The organism is Klebsiella sp. BDA134-6 (assembly GCF_015601345.1).
GTDB classification, from domain to species: Bacteria; Pseudomonadota; Gammaproteobacteria; order Enterobacterales; family Enterobacteriaceae; genus Klebsiella; species Klebsiella grimontii.
Genome location: NZ_CP064784.1, coordinates 1,415,499 through 1,440,419, shown reverse-complemented (window position 1 = coordinate 1,440,419; position 24,921 = coordinate 1,415,499). Strand labels below are relative to the sequence as shown.

The window sequence follows — 24,921 nt, the reverse complement described above, 5'->3', positions numbered from 1 at the left end:
CGCTAAGCCGGGCTACAGACTGGATGATCTTGTCGCCCGGGTAAGGCGTTTACGCCGCAACCCGGGGAACGCTTACGCGCGTTTTTTCAGCTGCGTCACCACCAGCTGATGGCGGGCGTTAAAGAACTTCAGGTAGGTCAGATACCCGGCGATAATCGTTGACAGGCTGGCGGTAGAGAGCAGCATAAACGTCACCATAATCTGGTACTTAATCGCTTTTACTGGATCAATCCCGGCGAAAATCAGCCCCGACATCATCCCCGGCAGGCTCACCAGCCCTACCGTTTTCGCTGAATCCACTGTCGGGATCAGCGCGGCGCGAATGCTATCGCGGATCAGCCTCGCGGAAGCCATCTTCGGCGTTGCGCCCAGGCTCAGCTTCTCCTGAATCTGCTGCTGCTCGCTGCTAAACCGCTGCCCCATATTGTTGTAGCACAGCCCGACCGCCACCATCGCGTTGCCTGCCACCATCCCGGCGATCGGAATGACCTGCATCGGCACAAACGCAATCGACCCGGAAAAAACCAGCACCGCCAGAGTTAACCCGGCGCCGGTGGTTATCGCGATAAACGAAGAAACAAAGGCTTTGTCGATATATTTGCTGCGCTTTTTCGCATTCCACGCCGCGTTAAAGCAGATAAACAGCACCATCAGCAGCGTCAGCACGGCGTGATTAACGTTAAAGATATATTTCAGCACGTAGCCGACGATAATCAGCTGTACAATCGCCCGACAAATGCTCCAGATAATATCTTTTTCCAGCGCCAGCTTTTCCCGGTAGCTAACCACAATCGCCACCAGCACCAGAACCATCGAGAGCGCCAACGACTCGTTGGTAATATTATGCCCGTTCATTTTTTTGCTCCTCCTGCGCTTTGCCGCCGGCAGGCTGGAGCGTAATCACTTCATCCGCATGGGCAATTTCATTGCTATCGTGAGTCACCCACAGAACGGCGATATTTTTTTCGCTCGCATAGCGGTGAATAATCTCATTCACATTTTTTTTATTGCTCTCGTCCAGCGCGCTGGTTATTTCATCAAGCAGCAGCACCTGCGGTAAAAACTGCAGATTGCGAATCAACGAAACGCGCTGCTTTTCCCCGCCTGACAGCTCGTTAATGGATTTTTCCAGCGTATTTTTCGCCAGACCGAAGCGGGCAAGATCGGCAACCAGCGCCTTAGGATCCGGCTGTTTTTGACGGATCTGCCACGGGAAGACCAGGTTGTCATACACCGAATCACCGAACAGCGCCGGGGTTTGCGCGCAGTAGGAAACCTGCTGGCGATAGGTTTCCGGCGTTAAGTCATTAATATCTTTACCGGCGAAGAAAATGCTTCCCGCGGTGGGGCTTTGCAGCGAAGCGATTATTTTTAATAACGTGCTTTTTCCACAGCCGGAAGGTCCGGTAATCAGCTTAAATTCCCCTGCTCTGAGCTGAAAACTAATCTCATTAAGGATGGTCACCCCATCGGCCTTAAAGCCCACGTTCTCCAGGCGCAAAATAGCGTTACTTTCGGTCATTATTATTCCCAGTTTTTCGACAACGCCTCTAGTTTACTCCACTTTTCTTTCACCCGGATGCGCGGAAAGATATACTCTGGTTAAACGCGCGCCACTCTCCCGGCGCATCAACAGGCAACAAGACAGGAGGTTTTTGATGCTGATTTTTATCCCCATTCTTATTTTCGTCGCGCTGGTTATCGTCGGAGCGGCGGTAAAAATCGTTCCTCAGGGCTACCAGTGGACGGTAGAGCGCTTTGGCCGCTATACGCAAACGCTGCAGCCGGGTATGAGCCTGGTGGTGCCCTTTATGGATCGTATCGGGCGCAAAATTAATATGATGGAGCAGGTGCTCGATATCCCCTCGCAGGAAGTCATCTCCCGCGATAATGCCAACGTCACCATTGATGCGGTGTGTTTTATTCAGGTCATCGACGCGCCGAAGGCCGCTTACGAAGTCAGCAACCTCGAGCTGGCGATCATCAACCTGACCATGACCAACATTCGTACCGTGCTGGGCTCGATGGAGCTGGACGAAATGCTCTCCCAGCGCGACAGCATCAACACCCGTCTGCTGCATATTGTCGATGAAGCGACCAACCCGTGGGGCATCAAAATCACCCGCGTTGAGATCCGCGACGTACGCCCGCCGGCTGAGCTTATCGCCTCAATGAACGCCCAGATGAAAGCCGAGCGGACGAAGCGCGCCTATATTCTCGAGGCTGAAGGGATACGTCAGGCGGAAATTTTAAAAGCCGAGGGCGAGAAGCAGTCGCAGATCCTCAAAGCCGAAGGCGAGCGTCAGTCGGCGTTTTTACAGGCAGAGGCGCGCGAACGTTCCGCGGAAGCCGAAGCGCGCGCTACGCAGATGGTCTCATCCGCTATCGCCTCCGGCGACATTCAGGCCATCAACTACTTTGTCGCGCAGAAATATACCGATGCGCTGCAGCAAATTGGCGCGGCCAACAACAGTAAAGTGGTGCTGATGCCGCTCGACGCCAGCAGCCTGATGGGCTCTATCGCCGGGATCGGCGAGCTGCTTAAAGAAGGCGCTGGCGCGCAGAAAAAATCATGATCGCGCTAATTCTCGCCCACCCGCATATTTTCTGGCTCAGCCTCGGCGGACTGCTGCTGGCGGCGGAAATGCTCGGCGGCAACGGTTATCTGCTGTGGAGCGGCATTGCCGGCGTCGTGACCGGGCTGCTGGTCTGGATGCTGCCGTTGAGCTGGGAGTGGCAGGGCGCGCTGTTCGCCGTGCTGACCCTGCTGGCGGCCTGGCTATGGTCGCGCTGGCTGCGTAACCGCGTTAAGCGCCAGAAGCCGGCGGACGCTCAGCTTAATCAGCGCGGGCAACAGCTGCTTGGCCGCCGCTTTACGCTGGAAACGGCGCTGGTTAACGGCCGCGGACACGTCCGCGTGGGCGACAGTTCATGGCCGGTCATTGCCGATGACGACCTCGCTGCGGGCAGCAAGGTTGAAGTGGTCGCCATCGAAGGCATAACCCTACATATAAGAGTCGTATCGCAATAATCACGCCACAGGACATCCGTCATGGTCAGGAAGACAACGTTTACCCTTTCGCTCTGCGCCCTGCTCGCGTCAGCCGCTCAGGCATTTGCTTCTGCTGATATCGAAGATTGCTCGTGGAGCGACCCGCTATGCCTGTTAAAAGGCGAACCTGTACTGACGCCGGGAAATGACTCGCGCGACAACTTGCTGCGCCTGCTGAGCGAAGCGAAATCTTTCGCCCTGCCCGTTCAGGCCATTCCCGCTGATGTCAGCCGTACCCGCGATGTTTACTTCGCCTGGCATCCTGAGTGGGATAGCGCGCCGCCGCCCTCCGCGCCGCCGGCGCAACGCGAAGATGAAACCTTCATTCAACAAATGACGGCGCTGAATATCGACCCCGCGCAGGTCATGCCAGCCAATTCGGCTGAACGGCTGGGAACATCCGACTATGAACTGGAAAACCGCTTTGTCAGCAACACCCTTGCCGCCGTCAGCCAGTTCAACGCCGCCCTGCTCGCCGCGCCCTCTCTAACTCCGCAGCAGCGTCATGACCTGGCGCTGGCGCGGTTGAAACTGTTTTATGGCGCCAATATCACCGCCGTCGCTGATATCCTCAATAGCTTCCCGGCAGATGCGGACGCCGACTTATTCGCTTATTACCTTTCCGGCATCGCCCACTTCTATGGCGGCAATTACACCGCCGCGACCCACGATTTCACCCTGTTGCTGGAGAGTCAGCAGCCCTGGCTGACCGAGACCGTGCAATATATGCTGATGCGCACGGCGCTCAACAAAAGTAGCCAGAACAGCGTCGGACAGTATGGCGATTTTGATATTGCACGCATCAATCGTGATGATGCCGCACAGGCGCAAAAAGAAGCACAAACCTATTTGCAACGCTGGCCCGCAGGGCTTTATGCCGACTCCGCGCGCAATATGCTGCGCCGCATTAACTGGTATCTCCAGGCGTGGCCTCAGTTGGCCGGACTCTATGAGCAGGCCTTCCGGCAGGCTGCCGACGCCGGGAAACTGCGTAGACTGGTGAGTGAATATGATAATGTCTTCGGCATGCCGTTCTACGCGCAACCCGTTCTGGCAGCATTCCCGGACGCCCCTCAGGTCAGCTATGTCGAGCTTCTCCGCGCCCTGCGCCTGAATGCTGATAATAAGCCAACCTTAACCCAGGCACAGCTTGACGCCAGCAAAGCGGCGTTTGAGAAGAGCGGAAATCTGCCGCTGTGGCGCGACCTGCAGCTGCAGCTGTGGAACGCGACGGGCAACGATGCCGCCATCCTGCAGGCTGTCACGCCGGCGAAAACGCTGCCGTCGAATGATATTCTCGCCTTCAGCGAACAGGTCCTCTACGGCGAAGCGCTAATGGGACAAACACAGTGGCCCGCGGCGCGCGATTTTTGGCGGCAGCTGCTACAACTTAGCCAAAACCCCGAGCAACAGCAGTATATCCAGGCAAAACTGGCGGCAACGCTGGTCTACAGCGGTAACGCAGCGGCTATCTTTGCCGCCGATAGCCCGGTGACCAATCTACGCTTTCGCTCCCGAGTGCTGAAAACCCAGGCCTCGCCTGAACTGCTACGCCAACAGGCGGCCAACGGTCCCAATAACGAAGAACGTACTATCGCTCTGCATACGCTGCTGGTGCGGGACCTCACGGAAAGTCGTTTCAGCGACTGGCTGAACGACAAAAAGCTCGCCACCGCCATTACCCAGCCGGTAATCAGCGAGGCCTTTAACGACGTCAACCTTAGCAGCTTCGACTGGGATGGCGAGGCGACCGAAGCCGGTTATGCCTGCCGCAGCCTGGATGACACCGTCAACGTGCTCAGTAAAAACGCCGACGACGCCCATGCGCTTAACTGCCTGGGCGAGTTCTTCCGCACCACGCAGACGCATGTTGATCTGTGGAAAGACCAATCCGGCAACGACATGCTTGAGGCCGCCATCAACCGCCAGCAGCCTCTGGGACAGTACGATCGCCAACGCTATTACCAGCAGATTATCACCTCGCCGAAAGCGGAGCCGGAAGATAAAAGCTATGCGCTCTATCGGGCGATTCTCTGTTACGCCCCCTCCGGCAGCAACGAATGTGGCGGCGAAGATGTCGAAAAGCTGCAGCGTAAGGGCTGGTTCACGCAGTTGAAAACGCAGTATCCGGGAAGCCCGTGGGCGCAAAAACTCAAATATTACTGGTAATCGCGCTGCTGTCCGGGTCAGCGCAGGCGGCGGAGCACGTGGATGCGCGCCAGCATTCCGCCTTCTGGCTGTGGTCCGGGGTAAAAGCCAGCAACGATCTGCAGAACGCCCAGACGGTGTATCTGCATCAGGGCGAGGTGCTGACGCGTTCGGGCGAGGTCATATTCCAGCGCCTCGGCCTGCCGGTCAGCCGCCTGACGTTTCCCGCAATCTGGCTTACCGTCCGGTTTACCACACTTGATGTGCCGCAGACGATTGTGCCGCGGATCGTACGCCTGATGCAGCGTTGGCGGGCGGCTGGCAATCAGGTGGTTGGTCTGCAGGTTGATTTTGACGCAGCCACATATCAGCTCGTCGACTACGCCCAGTTTTTGCAACAGCTACGCCAGCAACTGCCGCCAGAGTTCGCGCTAGGGGTAACGGGCCTGCTGGACTGGGCTAAAACCGGCGATATTGCCACCCTGAACGCGCTTGCGGTTGATGAACTGGTGGTGCAAAGCTATCAAGGACGCCACACGGTGGCGAATTATCAGGTCTATCTCCCCGCGCTCAGCCGGCTGCGTATCCCGTTCAAACTCGGGCTGGTGCAAAACGGCAGTCGCGATCGGCAGGCGGAAATGCAGCTGAATGACTCTCCCTACTACCGCGGCACGGTGGTCTTTATGCTCAATCCGGCGCGGCGTTAAGCCTGCGCCTTGCGGTGACAGCAGCCCGAGAGATTATCGATGATCGGGCAATCCGCGCTGTCATCGCCGGGGCAGGAGTCCGCCAGCGCCAGCAGATGCGCGCGCATGCCCTGCAGCTCGCTGATATGGCGCTCAATGTCCGCCACTTTCTCCAGCGTCCGGCGTTTCACGTCGGCGCTGTGCCGCGACGGATCGTTAAACAGAAATATCAGCTCACGGCACTCTTCCAGATTAAACCCCACCTGGCGCGCCTGGCGCAGCAGAGTCAGTTCATCCAGATGCTGCTGGCTGTAGCTGCGGTAACCGTTTTCGCTGCGCAGCGGCGGCGTCACCAGCCCTTTCTCTTCGTAAAAACGGATCGCTTTACTGGTTAAGCCGGTTTTTTTCGCCACATCGCTAATATTCATCTTTCCCCCTTGACCTTCCCCTTGCTGGAAGGTTTAACCTTGCTAATACTCGATGAAAGAGTGTGTTCGGTCAATCATTAACCGGAAATTATTCAGGAGTTATTTATGTCTAACACTATCGACCTTGCGCTGGATGGCCTCTCCTGCGGCCACTGCGTTAAACGGGTAAAAGAGAGCCTGGAACAACGTCCCGACGTTGAGCAGGCGGAAGTGACCGTTACCGAAGCTCACGTGACGGGCAGCGCCAGCGCGGAAGCGCTGATTGAGACCATTAAACAGGCCGGATACGGCGCGGAGCTCAGCCACCCAAAGGCTAAACCGCTGGCAGAATCATCAATCCCGCCGGAAGCACTGACAGCGGCCACCTCTGAGCTTCCGGCAGCCCGTGACGAAGATGACAGCCAGCAGCTGTTGATCAACGGCATGAGCTGCGCCAGTTGCGTATCCCGGGTTCAAAACGCGCTCGCCGCGGTGCCGGGCGTCTCACAGGCGCGGGTTAACCTGGCGGAACGCACTGCGCTGGTGATGGGCAGCGCGTCCGCCGCAGAATTAGTCCAGGCCGTAGAGAAAGCGGGCTATGGCGCGGAAGCCATCGAAGATGACCTCGAACGCCGCGAGCGCCAGCAGGAAACCGCCGTCGCCACCGTGAAGCGCTTCCGCTGGCAGGCTATCGTCGCCCTGCTGGTCGGTATCCCGGTGATGGGTTGGGGGATGATCGGCGACAACATGATGGTCAGCGATGATAACCGCTCCCTGTGGCTGGCTATCGGGGTTGTCACGCTGGCGGTGATGGTCTTTGCCGGCGGCCATTTCTACCGCAGCGCGTGGAAAAGCCTGAAAAACGGCACCGCGACGATGGATACGCTGGTGGCGCTGGGTACCGGCGTCGCCTGGCTCTATTCAATGAGCGTCAACCTGTGGCCGCAGTGGTTTCCGATGGAAGCGCGCCACCTCTATTATGAAGCCAGCGCGATGATTATCGGTCTGATTAACCTCGGCCATATGCTGGAAGCCCGCGCGCGTCAGCGCTCTTCGAAAGCGCTGGAAAAACTACTCGATTTAACCCCGCCGTCAGCGCGGGTGGTCACCGACGAAGGCGAAAAAGATCTGCCGCTGGCGGAGGTTCAGGCGGGAATGACCCTGCGCCTGACCACCGGCGATCGCGTACCGGTCGATGGCGTCATTAGCCAGGGCGAAGCCTGGTTCGACGAAGCGATGCTCACCGGCGAGCCGGTACCGCAGCAAAAAGGCGACGGTGACGCCGTTCATGCCGGGACCGTGGTGCAGGACGGCAGCGTACTGTTTACCGCCAGCGCCGTCGGCAGTCAAACCACGCTGGCGCGCATTATCCGCATGGTGCGCCAGGCGCAAAGCAGTAAACCGGAAATCGGCCAATTGGCGGACAAAATCTCTGCCGTGTTCGTCCCGGCGGTCGTGGCGATAGCCCTGTTCAGCGCCGCGATCTGGTACTTTTTTGGCCCGGCGCCGCAAATTGTCTATACCCTGGTGATCGCCACCACGGTGCTGATTATCGCCTGTCCGTGCGCCCTGGGGCTGGCGACGCCGATGTCGATTATCTCCGGCGTGGGTCGCGCGGCGGAATACGGCGTACTGGTACGCGACGCCGATGCGCTACAGCGCGCCAGCACCCTCGATACGCTGGTCTTCGATAAAACCGGTACCCTCACCGAGGGTAAACCGCAGGTGGTGGCGATAAAAACCTTTACCGCTATGGATGAATCCACCGCTCTGCGTCTGGCGGCCTCTCTGGAGCAAGGTTCCAGCCACCCGCTGGCGCGCGCCATCCTCGACAAAGCCGCAGACCAACGCCTGCCTGCGGTAGATAATTTCCGCACGCTGCGCGGGCTGGGCGTTAGCGGCGAAGCCGAAGGCCGCCGTCTTCTGCTCGGCAACCAGGCGCTGCTGACTGAGCACAAGATTGCAACGGCTGAAATAGAAGACGACATGACCGCCCAGGCGTCACAGGGTGCGACGCCGGTACTGCTGGCGGTGGATGGTCAGGCGGCGGCGCTGTTCGCCATCCGCGATCCGCTGCGCGAAGATAGCGTGGCGGCATTAGCCAGGCTGCACCGCCAGGGCTATCGGCTGGTGATGCTGACTGGAGATAACCCCACCACCGCCAACGCTATCGCCAAAGAGGCGGGCATTGATGAGGTGATTGCCGGGGTGCTGCCGGACGGTAAAGCCGATGCGATTAAGCGCCTGCAAAGCCAGGGGCACCAGGTAGCGATGATCGGCGACGGTATCAACGATGCGCCCGCGCTGGCGCAGGCCGATGTGGGCATCGCCATGGGCGGCGGCAGCGATGTCGCCATTGAGACGGCAGCTATCACCCTGATGCGCCATAGCCTGAACGGCGTCGCCGATGCGCTGGACATCGCCAAAGCCACGCTGCGTAATATGAAGCAGAACCTGCTGGGGGCATTTATTTATAACTCGCTGGGCATTCCGATTGCCGCCGGGATCCTGTGGCCGCTGACCGGAACGCTGCTCAACCCGGTGGTGGCGGGCGCGGCCATGGCGCTCTCTTCAATTACCGTCGTGAGCAACGCCAACCGTCTGCTGCGCTTTAAGCCGAAAGAGTAGATGTTGTATCCCATACGCGCTAGCATGAAGCCTTCACTTCATGGAGCACGTATGGGCCTGTTAAACCGAATAAAAATGCTGTGGCAAGCCGCCGTCGGCTCGTCTTATTCCTGGCCCGCGCTGGATATCACCCTCCCCGGCGAGCGCTATCTGCACCTGGTCGGCAGTATTCATATGGGCACCCGCGACATGTCGCCGCCGCCCGCCCGGCTGTTAAAAAAGATCCGCCAGGCCGATGCGCTGATTGTGGAAGCGGATATTAGCGGCAGCGAAACGCCATTCAGCAACCTCCCCTCCTGTCCCCCGCTGGCGGAACGCCTGAGCCCATCCCAGCTTGCTGAACTGCAAGATCGTGCGGGAGAAATGGGGCTGTCCATCGCGCTGTTCGACAGCCAGCCGCTGTGGCAGGTGGCGATGGTATTGCAGGCGACTCAGGCGCAAAAACTGGGACTCAGGGCGGATTACGGCATTGATTATCAGCTATTGATGGCGGCGCGCGAGAGCCATATCCGCGTGATGGAGCTGGAGGGGGCCGATAGCCAGATAGCGCTGCTGCGGGATCTGCCCGACGGCGGCCTGGCGCTGCTGGAGGATACCCTCACCCACTGGCGCACGAATGCGCGTCTGCTACAGGTGATGATCGGCTGGTGGCTGGAGCAGCCGCCGTCAACGGGCGCAACCTCGCTGCCAACCACCTTTAGCCAGTCGCTATATGATGTGCTGATGCACCAGCGCAACCTCGCCTGGCGCGAAACGCTGCTGGCGCTGCCGCCAGGGCGCTACGTGGTTGCCGTCGGGGCGCTACATTTATACGGGGAAGGGAATCTGCCGGATATGCTGACGTAAAAAAATGGCCAATATTGCTATTGGCCCGTCAAAGAGGAATTTCATCATTATTATTATTCCGGGGTTCGCGCCCCGGATCGTCTGATTGTCGCTCAAAGTGACCATCACTGCCAACACTATTGCGCAAGATGATACTATTTTTTAGACAGCCGTCGGGCGTATGCTTATGCCACGTTAAATCGGTTGGTAAGAAGGATAACGATGACTCCCGCCGTAAAATTACTCGAAAAAAACAAAATAACTTTTCAGATCCACAGCTACGATCACGATCCGCACGAAACCAATTTTGGCGATGAGGTGGTGCGTAAGCTGGGGCTCAACGCCGAGCAGGTCTATAAAACGCTGCTGGTCGCCGTTAACGGCGACATGAAGCATTTGGCCGTCGCGGTTACGCCAGTAGCGGGTCAACTGGATTTGAAAAAGGTGGCGAAGGCTTTAGGCGCTAAGAAAGTCGATATGGCAGACCCGATGGTCGCACAGCGGGTCACCGGTTATCTGGTGGGCGGTATCAGCCCGCTCGGGCAGAAAAAACGTCTGCCGACGGTGATAGATGCGCCGGCCCAGGCGTTCGCCACCATTTTTATTTCCGGCGGCAAACGTGGCCTGGATATTGAACTGGCAGCCAGCGATCTGGCGAAGATCCTTGCAGCGAAATTCGCCGATATCGCGCGGCGCGATTAATTGACGGTTTTTCGTCAGAGGACACTCCCGGAGGCGGCGCTGACGCGCCTTGTCCGGGCTACCAAATCCACAACCGCTTAGACCTGTAGCCCCGGTAAGCGCAGCGCCACCGGGGAGTCGCTCGGACGTTACTGCCAGCTCACCTCGCCTTTCGGCTCATAGGCCGCCGCGTCCAGCGGTGAGTTTTTCTGGATATACTCTTTCAGCACTTCGGCATCGATAAAGCCGGTATTCACATAGCCGGGCCTGGTATCGATATGCGGGTAGCCGTCGCCGCCGGTGGCGTTAAAGCTCAGGGTCGCCATACGGTAAGTCTTCGCCGGATCCACCGGTTCGCCTTTGATGGTCAAATTGTTAAGCTTGCCGTCTTTGGCCACAAAACCGACGTTGGCAAACTGCGGATAGGCGCCGGAGTCGGGCTTCATCTGCGCCACTGCGGTCAGATACTCCGTCACTTCCTTACCGCTCATATCGACATACACCAGCACGTTGCCGAAAGGTTGTACCTTCATCACGTCTTTATAGGTGATATCGCCCGCTTCAATCGAGTCACGTATCCCGCCGCCGCTCATCACCGCGAAATCAGCATTGCTCCGCGCCATCTGCGCCGCCAGCAGTAGACGTCCCATATTGGTTTGCACAAAACGCACTTTGCTGCGATCGCCCTCCAGATGCGCGTTCACGCTACCGATTTTCACCTGCAGCTGCGCTTTGCCTTTATTCTGGTACGGCGTCAGCAGAGAGAGCATCTGCGGGCTTTCGGCGATTTGCGGCGTATAAAGCACGCGCTCGCTCTCGCCGTTGTCGTAAGTGACCTTTTTCTTCAGGTTGACCGGGATCAGCTGATAGTGCACCAGCTTCATTTCACCGTTGCGGAATTCAAAGTCGGCGCGGCCTACATATTTACCCCATTCATGTGCCTGCACGATCCAGATACCGTTCTGCTTGTCCGGCGCGCACGGACTGCCCGGGACATAATCCACCTGCTTTTTATTCTCCGACGCCATGCATACCGGATCCTGCGAGTGACCGCCAACGATCATCGCCAGCGCCCCCGTCGGCAGGCTGCGCGCCATCTCAACGTCGCCAGGCGCATTAGAGCCGTGGGCGCCGTTGTCATAATGTCCCATATGGGTAGTGGCCAGAATCACATCCGGTTTTTCGTTCTGCTGCAGTTCCTGGATAACCAGTTTGGCCTCTTCCGCCGGCTTACGGAACTCGATATCGGTAAAGAACTCGGGATTGCCAATCTTAGCCGTATCGTCGGTCGTCAGGCCGATAACCGCAATATTCAGTCCGCCGCGCTTGAACAGCGCCCACGGCTTGAACAAACGTTCACCGGTGCTTTTCTGGTAAATATTGGCGGAGAGGAACGGGAACTTCGCCCATTTTTCTTGCTGACGCAGTACGCTAAGGGGATTATCAAACTCGTGATTACCGACTGCCATCGCATCATAGCCAATCAGGTTCATCCCGCGAAAATCGGGTTCCGCGTCCTGCAAGTCGGATTCCGGCACGCCAGTGTTGATATCACCGCCGGATAACAACAGCACGCTGCCGCCCTCGGCCGCCACCTCTTTGCGAATGCCGTCCACCAGCGTTTTTTGTGCTGACAGCCCGTATTCGCCATAGTCGCTGCGCCAGAAGTGGCCATGATGATCGTTCGTATGCAGGATGGTAATTTTATAGGTTTTATCCTGCTCATAAGCCTGAGCAGACAGGCTCCCCAGCGATACCGCGGTGAATAGCGCCAGCGCGACGCCTCGCTTAATAAGGTGCATATTTCTCTCCCTGACAAAGTAACAAGTGCCGAAAGTATAGCGAGTTAGCGGATTAGACAAATATGTTTTCAGAATTGCGACTTCCTTCAAACCTTAGCGGCAGGTATGTTAGGCAGATAATAATTCCACCTGCATCCTCTATAAAAAACACTTAAGCGAACCTATGGCAATGAATCAGACCGCACAACCCTTATCCGGCCCTGCTGCTGCGCCGCAAAAAGCACGCACCTCGTTTCGCATTCTCGGGGCTATCAGCCTCTCGCATTTGCTGAACGATATGATCCAATCGCTTATTCTGGCTATCTACCCGCTGCTCCAGGCCGAGTTCTCACTAACCTTTGTGCAGATTGGGATGATCACCCTCACTTTCCAGCTGGCCTCATCGCTACTACAGCCTGTTGTCGGCTACCTGACCGACAAACATCCGATGCCGTGGTCGCTGCCGATTGGCATGTGCTTTACCCTGAGCGGTCTGGTGCTGCTGGCAATCTCGGGAAGCTTTGGCATGGTTCTGCTCGCTGCAGCGCTGGTCGGGACCGGATCGTCGGTCTTTCATCCGGAGTCTTCTCGCGTGGCGCGCATGGCCTCCGGCGGGCGCCATGGCCTGGCGCAGTCGATATTCCAGGTCGGCGGCAATTTCGGCAGCTCGTTGGGGCCGCTGCTTGCGGCGCTGATTATCGCCCCCTACGGCAAAGGGAACGTTGGCTGGTTTGTCCTGGCGGCGCTGCTGGCGATTGTCGTGCTGGCGCAGATCAGCCGCTGGTATGCCGCTCAGCACCGTCTGAACAAAGGTAAACCGAAAGCGGCCATTGTTAATCCGCTGCCGAAAAATAAAGTCATTCTGGCGGTTAGCATCCTGTTAATGCTGATTTTCTCGAAATATTTCTATATGGCGAGCATCAGCAGCTATTACACCTTTTATTTGATGCAAAAATTCGGATTATCGGTACAAAATGCCCAGTTCCACCTGTTTGCCTTTCTATTTGCCGTCGCAGCAGGAACGGTGATTGGAGGGCCTGTTGGCGACAAGATTGGGCGTAAATATGTTATTTGGGGCTCTATCCTTGGCGTAGCGCCATTTACCCTTGTTTTACCCTATGCATCGCTGGAATGGACCGGCATTTTGACGGTGATTATTGGTTTTATCCTCGCATCGGCCTTTTCCGCTATTCTGGTCTATGCCCAGGAGCTCCTCCCGGGGCGGATCGGCATGGTTTCTGGTTTGTTTTTCGGTTTCGCCTTTGGCATGGGCGGCCTTGGAGCCGCGGTGCTGGGGCTTTTAGCTGACCATACCAGTATCGAACTGGTCTATAAAATCTGTGCTTTCCTGCCTCTTATCGGCATCCTGACGATATTTCTACCTAACAACCATCAAAAGTCCTGATTTTTCGGCAGCCAAAGTGTAACTTTGGCTGCCACAATCCCTTACTCCACCAGCATTACCCCGCATAAGCTGATGCCATTTTGCGCTCCGTGCTTTTTAGCACGTCAATTGCATTTTTCTGCAAAATTCAACGATTATTCATAAACAAAACCGCTAAAAGTGTCATAAACTATTATTCGGTTTTTTGGTTTTTGTGCCGAAAATGGATCAGCTCACCACTGCAAGGAGACGGAATGCACCACGCAACACCGCTAATCACCACCATTGTCGGCGGCCTTGTGCTCGCCTTTATTCTCGGCATGATTGCCAATAAGCTACGTATTTCTCCTCTGGTGGGATATTTATTAGCGGGCGTGCTGGCCGGACCTTTTACCCCGGGTTTTGTTGCTGATACCAAGCTGGCGCCGGAATTGGCCGAGCTTGGCGTGATCCTGCTGATGTTCGGCGTGGGTCTGCATTTCTCCTTAAAAGATTTGATGGCGGTTAAGGCCATCGCCATCCCGGGCGCTATCGCCCAGATAGCCGTGGCGACGCTGTTGGGTATGGCGCTCTCTGCCATGCTGGGCTGGTCGTTAATGACCGGCATCGTCTTTGGTTTGTGTCTTTCTACCGCCAGTACCGTGGTGCTGCTGCGCGCGCTGGAAGAACGACAGCTTATTGATAGCCAGCGGGGACAAATCGCCATCGGCTGGTTGATTGTTGAAGATCTGGTGATGGTGCTGACGCTGGTGCTGCTGCCAGCGGTCGCAGGCATGACGGAGAAAGGCGACGTGGGTCTGGCTTCCCTGGCCCTTGATATGGGTATTACCATCGGCAAAGTCGTCGCCTTTATCGCGATTATGATGCTGGTGGGCCGCCGCCTGGTGCCGTGGATTATGTCGCGCAGCGCGGCAACCGGTTCGCGCGAGCTGTTTACCCTATCGGTACTGGCGTTAGCGCTCGGTATCGCTTTTGGCGCCGTTGAGCTATTTGACGTCTCCTTCGCCCTCGGCGCCTTTTTCGCCGGTATGGTGCTCAATGAATCCGAACTCAGCCATCGCGCGGCCCACGATACGCTGCCGCTACGCGACGCCTTCGCCGTGCTGTTCTTTGTCTCCGTGGGAATGCTGTTTGACCCAATGATTCTGCTCGAGCAGCCGCTGGCAGTACTGGCGACGCTGGCTATCATCATTTTCGGTAAATCGGCTGCCGCCTTCTTCCTGGTGCGGATGTTCGGCCACTCGCCGCGCACTGCCCTGACCATTGCCGCCAGTCTGGCGCAAATCGGTGAATTCGCCTTTATTCTTGCCGGTCTGGGAATGGCGCTGGATCTGCTGCCGCAGGCCGGGCAGAACCTGGTGCTTGCCGGCGCCATTATCTCCATCATGCTCAACCCGGTCCTGTTTACCCTACTGGAAAAATACCTCGATAAAACCGAGACGCTGGATGAACAGACTCTCGAAGAAGTGCTTGAAGAAGAGAAACAGATCCCCGTCGATATCTGTAACCATGCGCTGCTGGTCGGTTTCGGCCGCGTCGGGAGCCTGCTCGGTGAAAAACTGATGGCGCAGGGCGTTCCGCTGGTGGTGATTGAAACATCGCGGACTCGCGTAGACGAACTGCGCGCACGCGGTATTCGCGCGGTATTAGGCAACGCCGCCAATGAAGAGATTATGAATCTGGCGCATCTGGACTGCGCCCGCTGGCTGCTGCTGACCATTCCTAACGGCTACGAGGCCGGTGAAATCGTCGCTTCCGCGCGAGAAAAATGCCCGAATATCGAGATCATCGCGCGCGCGCATTACGACGATGAGGTGGAATATATCGTCGAACGCGGCGCTAACCAGGTGGTGATGGGCGAACGGGAAATCGCCCGCGCCATGCTGCAGCTGCTTGAAACGCCGCCAGCCGGCGAGCTTATTACCGGTTAATGTTTCGGCCCCGGTTGACCGGGGCCAGCTTTATCCGGACTCTTAACGATCCCAGTAAGCTTCTTCCAGGCTGTCTTCACGCTCCGGCAGGCCACGGGTCAGGCGCGGCGAATGCTGGTTCAGCACCTGATAGCTCACGCGGTTAGCGTATTTACACACCTGTGCCAGCGAGGAATAGGTCAGCCACTTGCACTTGTGCTTGCTGGAGTTCGGCACGTTGTTGCGATGATAGTTATTGGCGGTAATATCGTGCAGCAGCGCCGCCAGCGCGCCGTCTCCCGCGCCGTTGGTATTCATGATCTTCTCCGGCCCGCCCATATAGGGTGCGATATGCGAATAAATACGCAGCGGATTTTCGCAATCCTGATGGCGCATCGCACGGCTGAATTCATACTGGTTAAACTCGGCAATCGCGCCCGGCAGCAGCGGATGCTGCGTTTTGCGCTTAGCCTCATCCTCAGTAAAGCTGGCCATATACAGCCCGGCAGGCCCGGCGGTGCACAGCACCAGGTCAACCCATTCCAGCGCCTTGTCGGAAGCCAGCAGCGGGTCGGACAGCCCGGTCAGCGCCTCCGCCTCCTCTTCATTCATCGCCAGAATGGAAACGTGCTCTTTAAGGAACGTCTGCCACCACGCCGGGTTATCGGCGACGACGTATTTGGTGCCCAGCGTCAGAACCACCGGTACATCGTGCTTTTTCGCATATGCGATGGCCTGCATCGTCGCGTCCGGCATCGGCTCGCCCGGCTTACAGCGTACGAGATAGGAGGTCAGCACCAGCGCGGAAGCGCCGGCGATCACGCTTTCCGGAATGCTTTCCGGACGGAGCTTGTTCATATGCCCGGGGCTGATCGCAAAGGTGCGCTCGCCGGAGTCGCTAATCAGCGTAAAGCAGCGCCCAATCGCCCCATCCACCCCTTGCAGGTAGTTCAGATCGGTACGGCTGGAGGTGTTGCACAGGTAGCGGTAAGCGTAGCCGCCGATTTCAATATTGCTGCACATGACGCCAAGCAGAACCGAACGGTCATCCGCCAGCACCGAGTAGTTGTGCATGGTGTTACCGATGGTGCCGCCGGCGAACTGGTGGGTAATCAGGTCGTTGCGAACCAGTTCCTGATACAGCGCTTCGGCGACATCATCTTCAATCACCAGCGAATGCCCGGCGCTCAGGCCGTAGCGTACGATAAACGCCTCATCCACTTTCGCTTCGATATCGACCAGGGTTTGATCGATACCAACCACCCAGGCGACGTTAGACTCATTGTCCGGCTGAATTTGCTGCAGCAGCGGATCGCGAGCGTTGACGGGAAAATAGTGTTTGGATTTGCGTTTACCGGGAAATTTCATAGTGGCGATTTATTGACAGTGAACAAGCGGGGAATAGTAGCATACTCCCCGCCGCACGCGCGATCAGCGATATTTCGCCGTCAGGTTGACCATCATTTCAATATGCGCGGTGTCCGCATTAAGCGCCGGAATGTACTCATATTGCTGGCCGCCGGCTTCGAGGAAGATTTCCCGGTTCTGCACCGCGATCTCCTCCAGCGTCTCCAGGCAATCGGCGGAAAAGCCGGGGCAGATAACCTGAATATGCTTCACCCCTTTCTCACCGAGCATTTTCAGCGTTTCGTCGGTGTAGGGCGTCAGCCAGGGCTCTCGACCAAAGCGCGACTGGAACGTCATCATCACCCGGTCAGGCGGCAGCCCCAGGGCTGAAACCAGCTCACGGGTGGTATCGCGACAGCGCTGAGGATAGGTGTCCCCTTGCTGGGCATACCGCTGCGGGATGCCATGATAGGAGAGCAGCAGTAAATCCGGCTCGCCGTGCACCGCAAAGGACGCGCGCACGCTGGCGGCCAGCGCGTGAATATAGTCCACGTCATCGGCGTAGTCGCGAATAAAAGAAATTCCGGGGATCGCGCGTTTTTTGGCAAGGATACGCCCCAGCTCATCCCACACCGCCGCCACGGTGGAGCAGGAGTATTGCGGATAAAGCGGTAGCACCACGATGTGATCCACCCCCTGCTCCAGCAACTCATCAACCGCGCTCTCCAGCGACGGCGAACCGTAGCTCATTCCCAGCGCCACCGGCGTATCCGGAAGCCGCGCAGCCAGCGCCTGCCGCTGCTGCTGGCTATAGACCATCAGCGGCGAGCCGTCTTCCATCCAGATGGACTGATAGAGCTTAGCGACCCGGGGCGCGCGCAGGGGCAGTATCACGCCGCGCAGCAGCGGCCACCACAGTAGGCGGGAGGTATCCACCACGCGCCGATCGCTAAGAAACTGTCGTAGATAGCGCTTTACCGCGTCGGGCGTGGGCGCATCGGGAGTGCCTAAATTGGCTAATAAGATACCTGTTTTCGTCTGATGCATTACCGCCTCTTAACCATTTGAATCGCTGACAATTGTAGCTGAAATGGCGCTAAACGGAACCAATCATAGAAAAAGGTAAAATGAGAGGAGTTCTCATCCCGCCGCGACGGGATGAGAACTAACGGAATTAACCGAGGATTTTTTCCAGTTCAGCGCGAACGTCGGCCACCGCTTTGGTGCCATCGACTTTCGCGTATTGGGTGTTGCCCGCTTCTGCTTCTTTCTGATAGTAGCCGATCAGCGGCGCCGTCATCTGATGGTATTCAACCAGACGCTTACGCACGGTCTCTTCCTGATCGTCTTTACGGGTGGTCAGCTCTTCGCCGGTCACGTCGTCTTTGCCTTCAACTTTCGGCGGATTAAATTTAATGTGATAAACGCGGCCGGAAGCTGCGTGAACGCGACGGCCGATAATGCGGTCAACGATCAGTTCGTCAGGAACGTCGAATTCCAGCACGTAATCCACGGTGATGCCCGCTTCTTTCATGGCGTCAGCCTGCGGAATGGTGCGCGGGAAGCCGTCCAGCAGGAAACCATTGCGGCAATCTTCCTGAGTAATACGCTCTTTAACCAGGGCGATAACCAGTTCGTCGGTGACCAGCTTACCGGCGTCCATAATATCTTTCGCCTGTTTGCCCAGCTCGGAGCCTGACTTCACCGCGGCACGCAGCATGTCGCCGGTGGAGATTTGCGGAATACCGTATTTCTCCATGATGAACTGAGCCTGAGTTCCTTTACCCGCGCCCGGAGCGCCAAGCAGAATAATACGCATTACGAAAATCCCCTCAAAAGTTGATTCAATTTTTCAAAAAACGCTAAACCATACCACCAGAACGCGGATGGCTCAAGGAAGGCGGGGCGGCTGAAACGGTTAATGGTGAGATATTTTACGTAGCGTGCGGTTTGATACCCTCACCCCGGCCCTCTCCTGCCGGGAGAGAGTGAGGGTGAGGGTAAAGATTACGACGCCAGCAGCTGGTTCATACGGCGGATAAACTGGTTCGGATCTTCCAGCGTACCGCGCTCGGCCAGCAGCGCCTGATCGAGCAGCAGCTCAACCCACTCGCCGAACTGCGTATCGTCCTGAGTATCCGCCGCGCGTTTTACCAGCGGATGCAGCGGGTTCAGCTCAAAGATGTACTTCACTTCCGGCGCGGCCTGGCCCGCAGCGGCAAACAGTTTCGCCATCTGGGTGCTCATTTCATCCGCGTCGGTGGTGACGATGGCCGGCGTATCGGTCAGACGATGGGTCAGACGAACCTCTTTCACCCGGTCGCCGAGCAGGGTTTTGGCACGCTCAACGAACGGCTCCAGCGCCTTCTCGGCTTCTTTAGTGGTTTCATCCACTTCGTCCGTCAGCTTATCCAGCGACTCATCGGCTTTCGCCACCGACTGGAACGGCTTGCCGTCGAACTCGGTCAGATAGCTCATCATCCACTCGTCGATGCGATCGGAAAGCAGCAGCACTTCAATGCCTTTCTTACGCAGCAGTTCCAGATGCGGGCTGCTCTTCGCAGCGGCGTAGCTGTCGGCGGTAATGTAGTAAATCTTCTCCTGCCCTTCTTTCATGCGGGAGACGTACTCTTCCAGCGACACGGTCTGCGCGGCGGAGTCGGTATAGGTACTGGCGAAGCGCAGCAGTTTGGCGATGGCCTGCTGGTTAGCCTGATCTTCCGCTGGGCCTTCTTTCAGCACGAGGCCAAACTGCTGCCAGAAGGTCTGATATTTTTCCGCGTCGTCTTTCGCCAGTTTTTCCAGCATCTGCAGGGCGCGCTTGCTCAGCGCGGTGCGCAGATTGCGGGTGACGCTGCTGTCCTGGAGAATTTCACGCGACACGTTCAGCGGCAGATCGTTGGAGTCGACCAGGCCGCGAACGAAGCGCAGATAGTTGGGCATAAACTGCTCGGCGTCATCCATGATGAAGACGCGCTGCACGTACAGCTTCAGGCCGTGTTTATGATCGCGGTTCCACATATCCCACGGCGCCTGCGACGGGATATACAGCAGGCTGGTGTACTCCTGCTTACCTTCAACGCGGTTGTGGCTCCAGGTCAGCGGATCGCTGTAATCGTGGGCAATATGCTTGTAGAACTCGTTGTACTCGTCGTCTTTGATTTCCGACTTATTGCGCGTCCACAGCGCCTGGGCTTTGTTAATTTTCTCCCAGGAGATCACGGTTTCGCCGTCCACTTCTTCGCGTTTTTCAATTTCTACCGGCAGCGCGATGTGATCGGAGTATTTACTGATGATCGAACGCACGCGCCAGTCGTTGAGGAAATCATCCTCGCCTTCGCGCAGGTGCAGCGTGATCTCGGTACCGCGATCGGCTTTGTTAATGTCGGCAACGGTATATTCGCCTTCGCCAGCGGATTCCCAGAATACGCCGTTTTCGGCGCTGTCGCCCGCCGCGCGGGTACGGACGGTGACTTTATCGGCGACAATAAACGCCGAGTAGAAACCTACGCCGAACTGACCAATCAGCTGGCTATCTTTCGCCTGGTCAGAGCCCATGGACTCAAGGAACGCCTTGGTGCCGGACTTCGCGATGGTGCCGAGATGGTCGATGACTTCATCGCGGTTCATACCAATACCGTTATCGGCGATGGTCAGGGTGCGGTTGTCTTTATCAAATGAAACACGCACGCGCAGTTCGCCGTCGCCTTCGTACAGATCCGGCTGGGACAGCGCGCGGAAGCGCAGCTTGTCGGCCGCATCGGAGGCGTTGGAAATCAGCTCACGCAGGAAAATTTCTTTATTGGAGTAAAGAGAATGGATCATCAGGTGCAGAAGCTGTTTGACCTCTGACTGAAAACCACGAGTTTCTTGTCCTTTCATCTAAATCAACCTCAACAATGCCATTGTTAATGGTAAAAAAACCGTTGAGGGTGAGATGGGGACAGAGGGAGAGGTTTTCAAGCGGAGGCCCCGAAAAGCGCCTCCGTTTGATTAAAAACGAATCTTATGCCGCCCGGCTAGAGAGTGGGACAGCGTCGTGCCGTCAACCATTTCCAGCTCGCCGCCAACCGGAACGCCATGGGCGATACGGCTCGCGTCTACGCCATACTGCGCGCAGAGCTCGGCGATATAATTCGCCGTCGCCTCTCCTTCCACCGTTGGGTTGGTCGCAAGGATCACTTCCTGCATCGATTCGTCACGCAGACGCTGTTCCAGACGATCGAGCCCAATGTCATCCGGCCCAATCCCGTCAAGCGGCGACAGGTGGCCCATCAGCACAAAGTAGCGACCGGAAAACTGCCCGGTCTGCTCGATAGCGTAGATATCCGCTGGGCTCTCTACCACGCAAATCTGGCCGTTTTCCTTGCGCCGAGGGTTGCTGCAAATATTGCACACCTCCTGCTCGGTGAAGGTGCGGCAATCGGCGCAGTGGCCGATTTCCGACATCGCGCGCGTTAGCGCCTGCGCCAGGCGCATCCCGCCGCTGCGGTCACGCTGCAGCAGGGTAAACGCCATGCGCTGCGCCGACTTCGGGCCGACGCCCGGCAGGCAGCGCAGTGCTTCCATAAGCTGCGTTAACAGCGGACTGGTCTGCATCAGAACGGCATCTTAAAGCCTGGCGGCAGCTGCATACCGGCGGATACGGACGCCATTTTTTCTTTCTGCGTTTCTTCGATGCGGCGGGCGGCGTCGTTAAACGCGGCGGCCACCAGATCTTCCAGCATGTCTTTGTCGTCTTCCAGCAGGCTCGGGTCGATCTCAACGCGACGGCAGTTGTGCGCGCCGTTGATGGTGACTTTTACCAGCCCAGCGCCGGACTCACCGGTCACTTCCAGACGGGCCACTTCTTCCTGCATCTGCTGCATTTTTTCTTGCATCTGCTGGGCCTGCTTCATCAGGTTACCCAGACCGCCTTTTCCACCAAACATAGGCTTCTCTCTCAGTAAGTCATCGTTAAGGATGCTGACCGCAAGTCAGACTTGCAATCAAATGGGGCGAATACTCTCTTCATCCAGGTCCGCATCGAAGAATCGACGCAGGGTCTGAATGTTATTATCCGCAATAATCGCTTCACGCGCCTGCGCGAGCTTTTCTTCATAAATTGCCTGCCGCCACTCAAGCGGCGTTCGCATCGCGGGATTATCATCTTCCACGATGGTCAATTCAACCGGCGTACCGTACAAAATGCCGAGCGCTTCCGCCAGCTTTTGCTGCGCACCCGCCGAATTCAGGTGACGCTGGCTCGGACGCAGATGCAGGCAGACGCGATTGTCCTCCTGCTCTTTCCAGGCGTTAAGGGCCACCTGCTCCACCAGTTTTGGCACCGCGAGCTGGCTGACTTCCGCCGCCCAGCTATCGCGCTCGACCGCTTCGACTGCCAGTTTCGCCGCCAGTTCCGGCGTTTTTTCATGCTCCAGCGCTTTTTTCAGCGCCTTTGGCGTCGCCACTTCTTCTTTTACGGTTTCAACAACCGTCGTTGATTTCCAGCGATAGGCTTCTTTTTTCGCCGGGGCTTTTTCCAGCGCAGCCGCAGCCGGACGCGCCTGTACGCGCTCGGTAATCGAACTCAGTCGTTCCAGCGCAGCGTTATTCACCGGCCGCGCGCGAGAAGCGGCTGCCGGTTCACTCTTTTTTGGGGTGGGCGCTCCCTGGCTACGCTGCAGCTGGCTGCGGGCCGCCAGCACCTGGCTAGTGGTCTGCGGCAAATTCGGCGGCGGCGGCGCGGATTCTGGAACGGCCTGCTGGACGGGTGCGGCCTGAATGGCCGGCACCGGCGGCGCCTCCGGTTCCGGTAACGGCATACGCGGATGGAAAGCCAGCGCACGCAGAAGCGTCATCTCAACCCCCATTCGTCTGTCCGGGGCGTACGGGAGCTCTTTGCGGCCAATCAGTAGCGTTTGATAGTACAGCTGAACATCGGTTGGCGGCACCGTCCGCGCCAGCTCGCGCATGCGCAGCTCAATCGCGGCCATATCCGTTCCCAGCGCCGACGGCGAGAGCTGAACCATCGCAATACGGTGCAACAGGCTCTGCATCTCCACCAGCAAGGCCTCCCACTCTACGCCGCGGGCGGCAGCCTCATTCACACCGGCCATAACCCGCTCGCCGTCGGCAGCCACCAGCGCCTCAATCAGCGATAACGCCTGATCGTCGTCAAGGGTGCCGAGCATGGCGCTGACGGATTCTGCCGTCAGACGACCATCGCCGCTGGCAATGGCCTGATCGGTCAGGCTTAACGCATCGCGCAGGCTACCGTCCGCTGCGCGCGACAGCAGCTGCAGCGCGCGCGGTTCAAACGCGATCTGCTCGGCGCCGAGAATATGCTCCAGCTGATGGCGAATCTGTTCGACGTCCAGCGCCTTGAGATGAAACTGCAGGCAGCGGGAAAGAATGGTCACCGGCAGCTTCTGCGGATCGGTCGTCGCCAGCAGGAATTTAACGTGCGCCGGCGGCTCCTCCAGCGTTTTTAACAACGCGTTGAAGCTGTGGCGCGAAAGCATATGGACTTCATCGATCAGATAGACCTTGAAGCGGCCGCGGGCCGGCGCGTACTGAACGTTATCCAGCAGATCGCGGGTATCTTCGACTTTGGTACGCGAGGCGGCATCGATCTCGATCAGATCGACAAAGCGCCCCTGTTCTATTTCACGGCAGTTATCGCAGACGCCGCAAGGCGTGGCGGTGATGCCGGTTTCGCAGTTTAATCCTTTTGCCAACAGACGCGCGATAGAGGTTTTACCCACGCCGCGGGTGCCGGAAAAAAGATATGCGTGATGAATGCGCCCTAACGACAAGCCGTTCGCCAGTGCGGTCAGCACATGTTCCTGGCCGACGACGTCAGCAAAGGTTTGTGGGCGCCATTTACGGGCTAAGACCTGATAACTCATGGGCTGGCTCTGAAACGCTGGAAGGTGAAATCACGAGGGGTCATGCTATCACAGCCCCGCTCAATCAGCGAGGCTATGTGGCGGGAAATGCTTAGTGGCCCGGGAAAGGGACCAGGCTATAGCAGTTGATTCCCAGTTTTTCCAGGCGCTGCTCGCCGCCCAGATCGAACAGATTGATAATAAAGGCCGCGTCATGCACTTCACCGCCCAGACGACGGATGAGCTTCACGGTGGCGTCGATGGTGCCTCCGGTCGCCAGCAGATCGTCAACCACCAGCACCTTATCGCCTGCTTTAATGGCATCAACATGGATTTCCAGCTGATCGGTGCCGTACTCCAGCTCGTAGCTTTCCGCGATGGTTTCACGCGGCAACTTACGCGGCTTGCGTACCGGAACAAAGCCTACACCCAGCGCCAGCGCAACCGGTGCGCCAAACAAAAAGCCGCGCGCCTCGGTGCCCACCACTTTGGTAATACCCGCGTCTTTATAACGCTCGGCCAGCAGTTCAATGCTGAGCGCATAGGCCTTTGGGTCTTCCAGCAAGCTGGTGACATCACGGAAAAGGATGCCAGGTTTCGGGTAGTCCTGGATGCTTTGGATGCTGTTCTTCAGATATTCAAGCTGCTGTGCTGTTGCGGTCATAAGTTTATGCCTGATTAAAACGGTATTACTCGCGGACATGCAAAATGGGCCAAGGAAACTTTTGTTTAACCTTTGACCAGGCTTACCCGCGCTCGAAAACGCCAGAATTTACTGGCTGTCAGCGACAATTGCAACCATCATTATTGCGCATCAGTGCTTTTGTTGCTTTGCATCAACCACCGGAATGCGCCACATAAATATCAGCAGACAGGCCAGAACGATCAGCAGAAAGATGCGCACCCAGGTAAGATTAACCAGCCATAGAGAAATAGCAAAGGTCAGTAAAATCATCACCACCGCCCGCGGCTTAGCGCCTGGCGGCATGGCACGGTATTGCTGCCAGTGGCGCAGGTAGCCGCCAAACCATGAGCGGTACAATAGCCAGTGGTGAAAGCGCGGCGACGAGCGGGCGAAACACCAGGCGGCAAGCAGGATAAACGGCGTCGTCGGCAGTAGCGGTAAAAAAACGCCCAGCGTTCCCAACGCCACCGACAGCCAGCCAATGATGATCAAAATAATACGTGGCATAATGCGAATCG

Annotated in this window: 22 protein-coding genes and 1 other annotated feature; of the genes, 9 read left to right on the top strand and 13 right to left on the bottom strand. The window is 57.4% G+C overall.

Translation table 11 applies throughout. From position 1 onward, the window contains the following. Positions 1-72: 72 nt before the first annotated feature. Positions 73-855, bottom strand: a complete 783-nt coding sequence (gene fetB / locus IYV58_RS06620) for an iron efflux ABC transporter permease subunit FetB (RefSeq protein ID WP_004129987.1) — start codon at positions 853-855, stop codon at positions 73-75. Continuing rightward, complete coding sequence (fetA, locus tag IYV58_RS06615) at positions 842-1,522, bottom strand: iron efflux ABC transporter ATP-binding subunit FetA (RefSeq protein WP_004129984.1); 681 nt, start codon at positions 1,520-1,522, stop codon at positions 842-844. The genes fetB and fetA overlap by 14 nt, the downstream gene beginning before the upstream one ends. Positions 1,523-1,658: 136 nt before the next feature. Here fetA and IYV58_RS06610 point away from each other — a divergent pair, with 136 nt between their 5' ends. The 4 genes from IYV58_RS06610 to IYV58_RS06595 are packed head-to-tail and all read left to right on the top strand — an operon-like array spanning position 1,659 to position 5,907. Then, positions 1,659-2,576: an SPFH domain-containing protein gene (locus IYV58_RS06610; protein WP_004129981.1), complete on the top strand. Its 918-nt coding sequence runs from the start codon at positions 1,659-1,661 to the stop codon at positions 2,574-2,576. Beyond that, complete coding sequence (locus tag IYV58_RS06605; protein WP_004129978.1) at positions 2,573-3,031, top strand: NfeD family protein; 459 nt, start codon at positions 2,573-2,575, stop codon at positions 3,029-3,031. The genes IYV58_RS06610 and IYV58_RS06605 overlap by 4 nt, the downstream gene beginning before the upstream one ends. 21 nt (positions 3,032-3,052) lie before the next feature. Continuing rightward, the gene (locus IYV58_RS06600) at positions 3,053-5,221 is read left to right on the top strand and encodes a PA5441 family protein (protein WP_195729491.1); all 2,169 of its coding nucleotides are present in this window, start codon (positions 3,053-3,055) and stop codon (positions 5,219-5,221) included. After that, positions 5,191-5,907 carry a DUF3142 domain-containing protein gene (locus tag IYV58_RS06595; protein ID WP_004129972.1) on the top strand — a complete coding sequence of 239 codons (717 nt, stop codon included), beginning with the start codon at positions 5,191-5,193 and terminating at the stop codon, positions 5,905-5,907. Before IYV58_RS06600 ends, IYV58_RS06595 begins: the two co-directional genes overlap by 31 nt. Here the strand turns inward: IYV58_RS06595 and cueR are convergent. After that, positions 5,904-6,314, bottom strand: coding sequence for a Cu(I)-responsive transcriptional regulator (gene cueR, locus IYV58_RS06590; protein ID WP_004129970.1), 411 nt, complete (start codon positions 6,312-6,314; stop codon positions 5,904-5,906). The genes IYV58_RS06595 and cueR overlap by 4 nt on opposite strands. A gap of 105 nt (positions 6,315-6,419) precedes the next feature. Here cueR and copA point away from each other — a divergent pair, with 105 nt between their 5' ends. The 3 genes from copA to ybaK all read left to right on the top strand — a co-directional run bounded on the left by copA (position 6,420) and on the right by ybaK (position 10,448). After that, entirely contained in the window at positions 6,420-8,921 is a 2,502-nt protein-coding gene (copA, locus tag IYV58_RS06585; RefSeq protein ID WP_142469150.1) for a copper-exporting P-type ATPase CopA, read from the top strand. Between the two features lie 51 nt (positions 8,922-8,972). Then, the gene (locus tag IYV58_RS06580; protein WP_004129964.1) at positions 8,973-9,767 is read left to right on the top strand and encodes a TraB/GumN family protein; all 795 of its coding nucleotides are present in this window, start codon (positions 8,973-8,975) and stop codon (positions 9,765-9,767) included. 201 nt (positions 9,768-9,968) lie between these two features. Further along, entirely contained in the window at positions 9,969-10,448 is a 480-nt protein-coding gene (gene ybaK, locus IYV58_RS06575; protein ID WP_004129961.1) for a Cys-tRNA(Pro)/Cys-tRNA(Cys) deacylase YbaK, read from the top strand. Positions 10,449-10,576: 128 nt separating this feature from the next. Here the strand turns inward: ybaK and ushA are convergent, their stop codons facing one another. Further along, the gene (gene ushA, locus IYV58_RS06570) at positions 10,577-12,229 is read right to left on the bottom strand and encodes a bifunctional UDP-sugar hydrolase/5'-nucleotidase UshA (RefSeq protein ID WP_049115812.1); all 1,653 of its coding nucleotides are present in this window, start codon (positions 12,227-12,229) and stop codon (positions 10,577-10,579) included. A gap of 163 nt (positions 12,230-12,392) precedes the next feature. Here ushA and IYV58_RS06565 point away from each other — a divergent pair, with 163 nt between their 5' ends. Then, complete coding sequence (locus IYV58_RS06565) at positions 12,393-13,613, top strand: MFS transporter (RefSeq protein WP_004129958.1); 1,221 nt, start codon at positions 12,393-12,395, stop codon at positions 13,611-13,613. A 233-nt stretch (positions 13,614-13,846) separates the two neighbouring features. Further along, complete coding sequence (ybaL, locus tag IYV58_RS06560; RefSeq protein ID WP_004129956.1) at positions 13,847-15,523, top strand: YbaL family putative K(+) efflux transporter; 1,677 nt, start codon at positions 13,847-13,849, stop codon at positions 15,521-15,523. A 42-nt stretch (positions 15,524-15,565) separates the two neighbouring features. Here ybaL and IYV58_RS06555 read toward each other — a convergent pair whose 3' ends face one another. The 9 genes from IYV58_RS06555 to IYV58_RS06515 all read right to left on the bottom strand — a co-directional run bounded on the left by IYV58_RS06555 (position 15,566) and on the right by IYV58_RS06515 (position 24,910). Further along, a complete protein-coding gene (locus IYV58_RS06555) occupies positions 15,566-16,870 on the bottom strand; it encodes an inosine/guanosine kinase (protein ID WP_004129955.1) in 1,305 nt (434 codons plus the stop codon). A 63-nt stretch (positions 16,871-16,933) separates the two neighbouring features. After that, positions 16,934-17,896 (bottom strand): ferrochelatase, encoded by a 963-nt coding sequence (gene hemH, locus IYV58_RS06550; RefSeq protein ID WP_004129953.1) that lies wholly within the window; start codon positions 17,894-17,896, stop codon positions 16,934-16,936. Between the two features lie 127 nt (positions 17,897-18,023). Further along, positions 18,024-18,668: an adenylate kinase gene (gene adk / locus IYV58_RS06545; protein WP_004129951.1), complete on the bottom strand. Its 645-nt coding sequence runs from the start codon at positions 18,666-18,668 to the stop codon at positions 18,024-18,026. Between the two features lie 188 nt (positions 18,669-18,856). After that, positions 18,857-20,731, bottom strand: a complete 1,875-nt coding sequence (gene htpG / locus IYV58_RS06540; RefSeq protein WP_004129949.1) for a molecular chaperone HtpG — start codon at positions 20,729-20,731, stop codon at positions 18,857-18,859. 111 nt (positions 20,732-20,842) lie between these two features. Beyond that, positions 20,843-21,448: a recombination mediator RecR gene (gene recR / locus IYV58_RS06535; protein ID WP_004129946.1), complete on the bottom strand. Its 606-nt coding sequence runs from the start codon at positions 21,446-21,448 to the stop codon at positions 20,843-20,845. Further along, positions 21,448-21,780, bottom strand: coding sequence for a YbaB/EbfC family nucleoid-associated protein (locus tag IYV58_RS06530; protein ID WP_004129943.1), 333 nt, complete (start codon positions 21,778-21,780; stop codon positions 21,448-21,450). Before IYV58_RS06530 ends, recR begins: the two co-directional genes overlap by 1 nt. Before the next feature lie 57 nt (positions 21,781-21,837). After that, positions 21,838-23,739, bottom strand: coding sequence for a DNA polymerase III subunit gamma/tau (gene dnaX / locus IYV58_RS06525; protein WP_123828388.1), 1,902 nt, complete (start codon positions 23,737-23,739; stop codon positions 21,838-21,840). Beyond that, positions 22,441-22,505 (bottom strand) — a sequence feature (DnaX frameshifting element). Its footprint overlaps the gene before it by 65 nt. Positions 23,740-23,830: 91 nt before the next feature. Beyond that, the gene (gene apt / locus IYV58_RS06520; protein ID WP_004129935.1) at positions 23,831-24,382 is read right to left on the bottom strand and encodes an adenine phosphoribosyltransferase; all 552 of its coding nucleotides are present in this window, start codon (positions 24,380-24,382) and stop codon (positions 23,831-23,833) included. A 150-nt stretch (positions 24,383-24,532) separates the two neighbouring features. Next, positions 24,533-24,910, bottom strand: a complete 378-nt coding sequence (locus IYV58_RS06515) for a DUF454 family protein (RefSeq protein WP_004129932.1) — start codon at positions 24,908-24,910, stop codon at positions 24,533-24,535. Positions 24,911-24,921 lie beyond the last annotated feature (11 nt).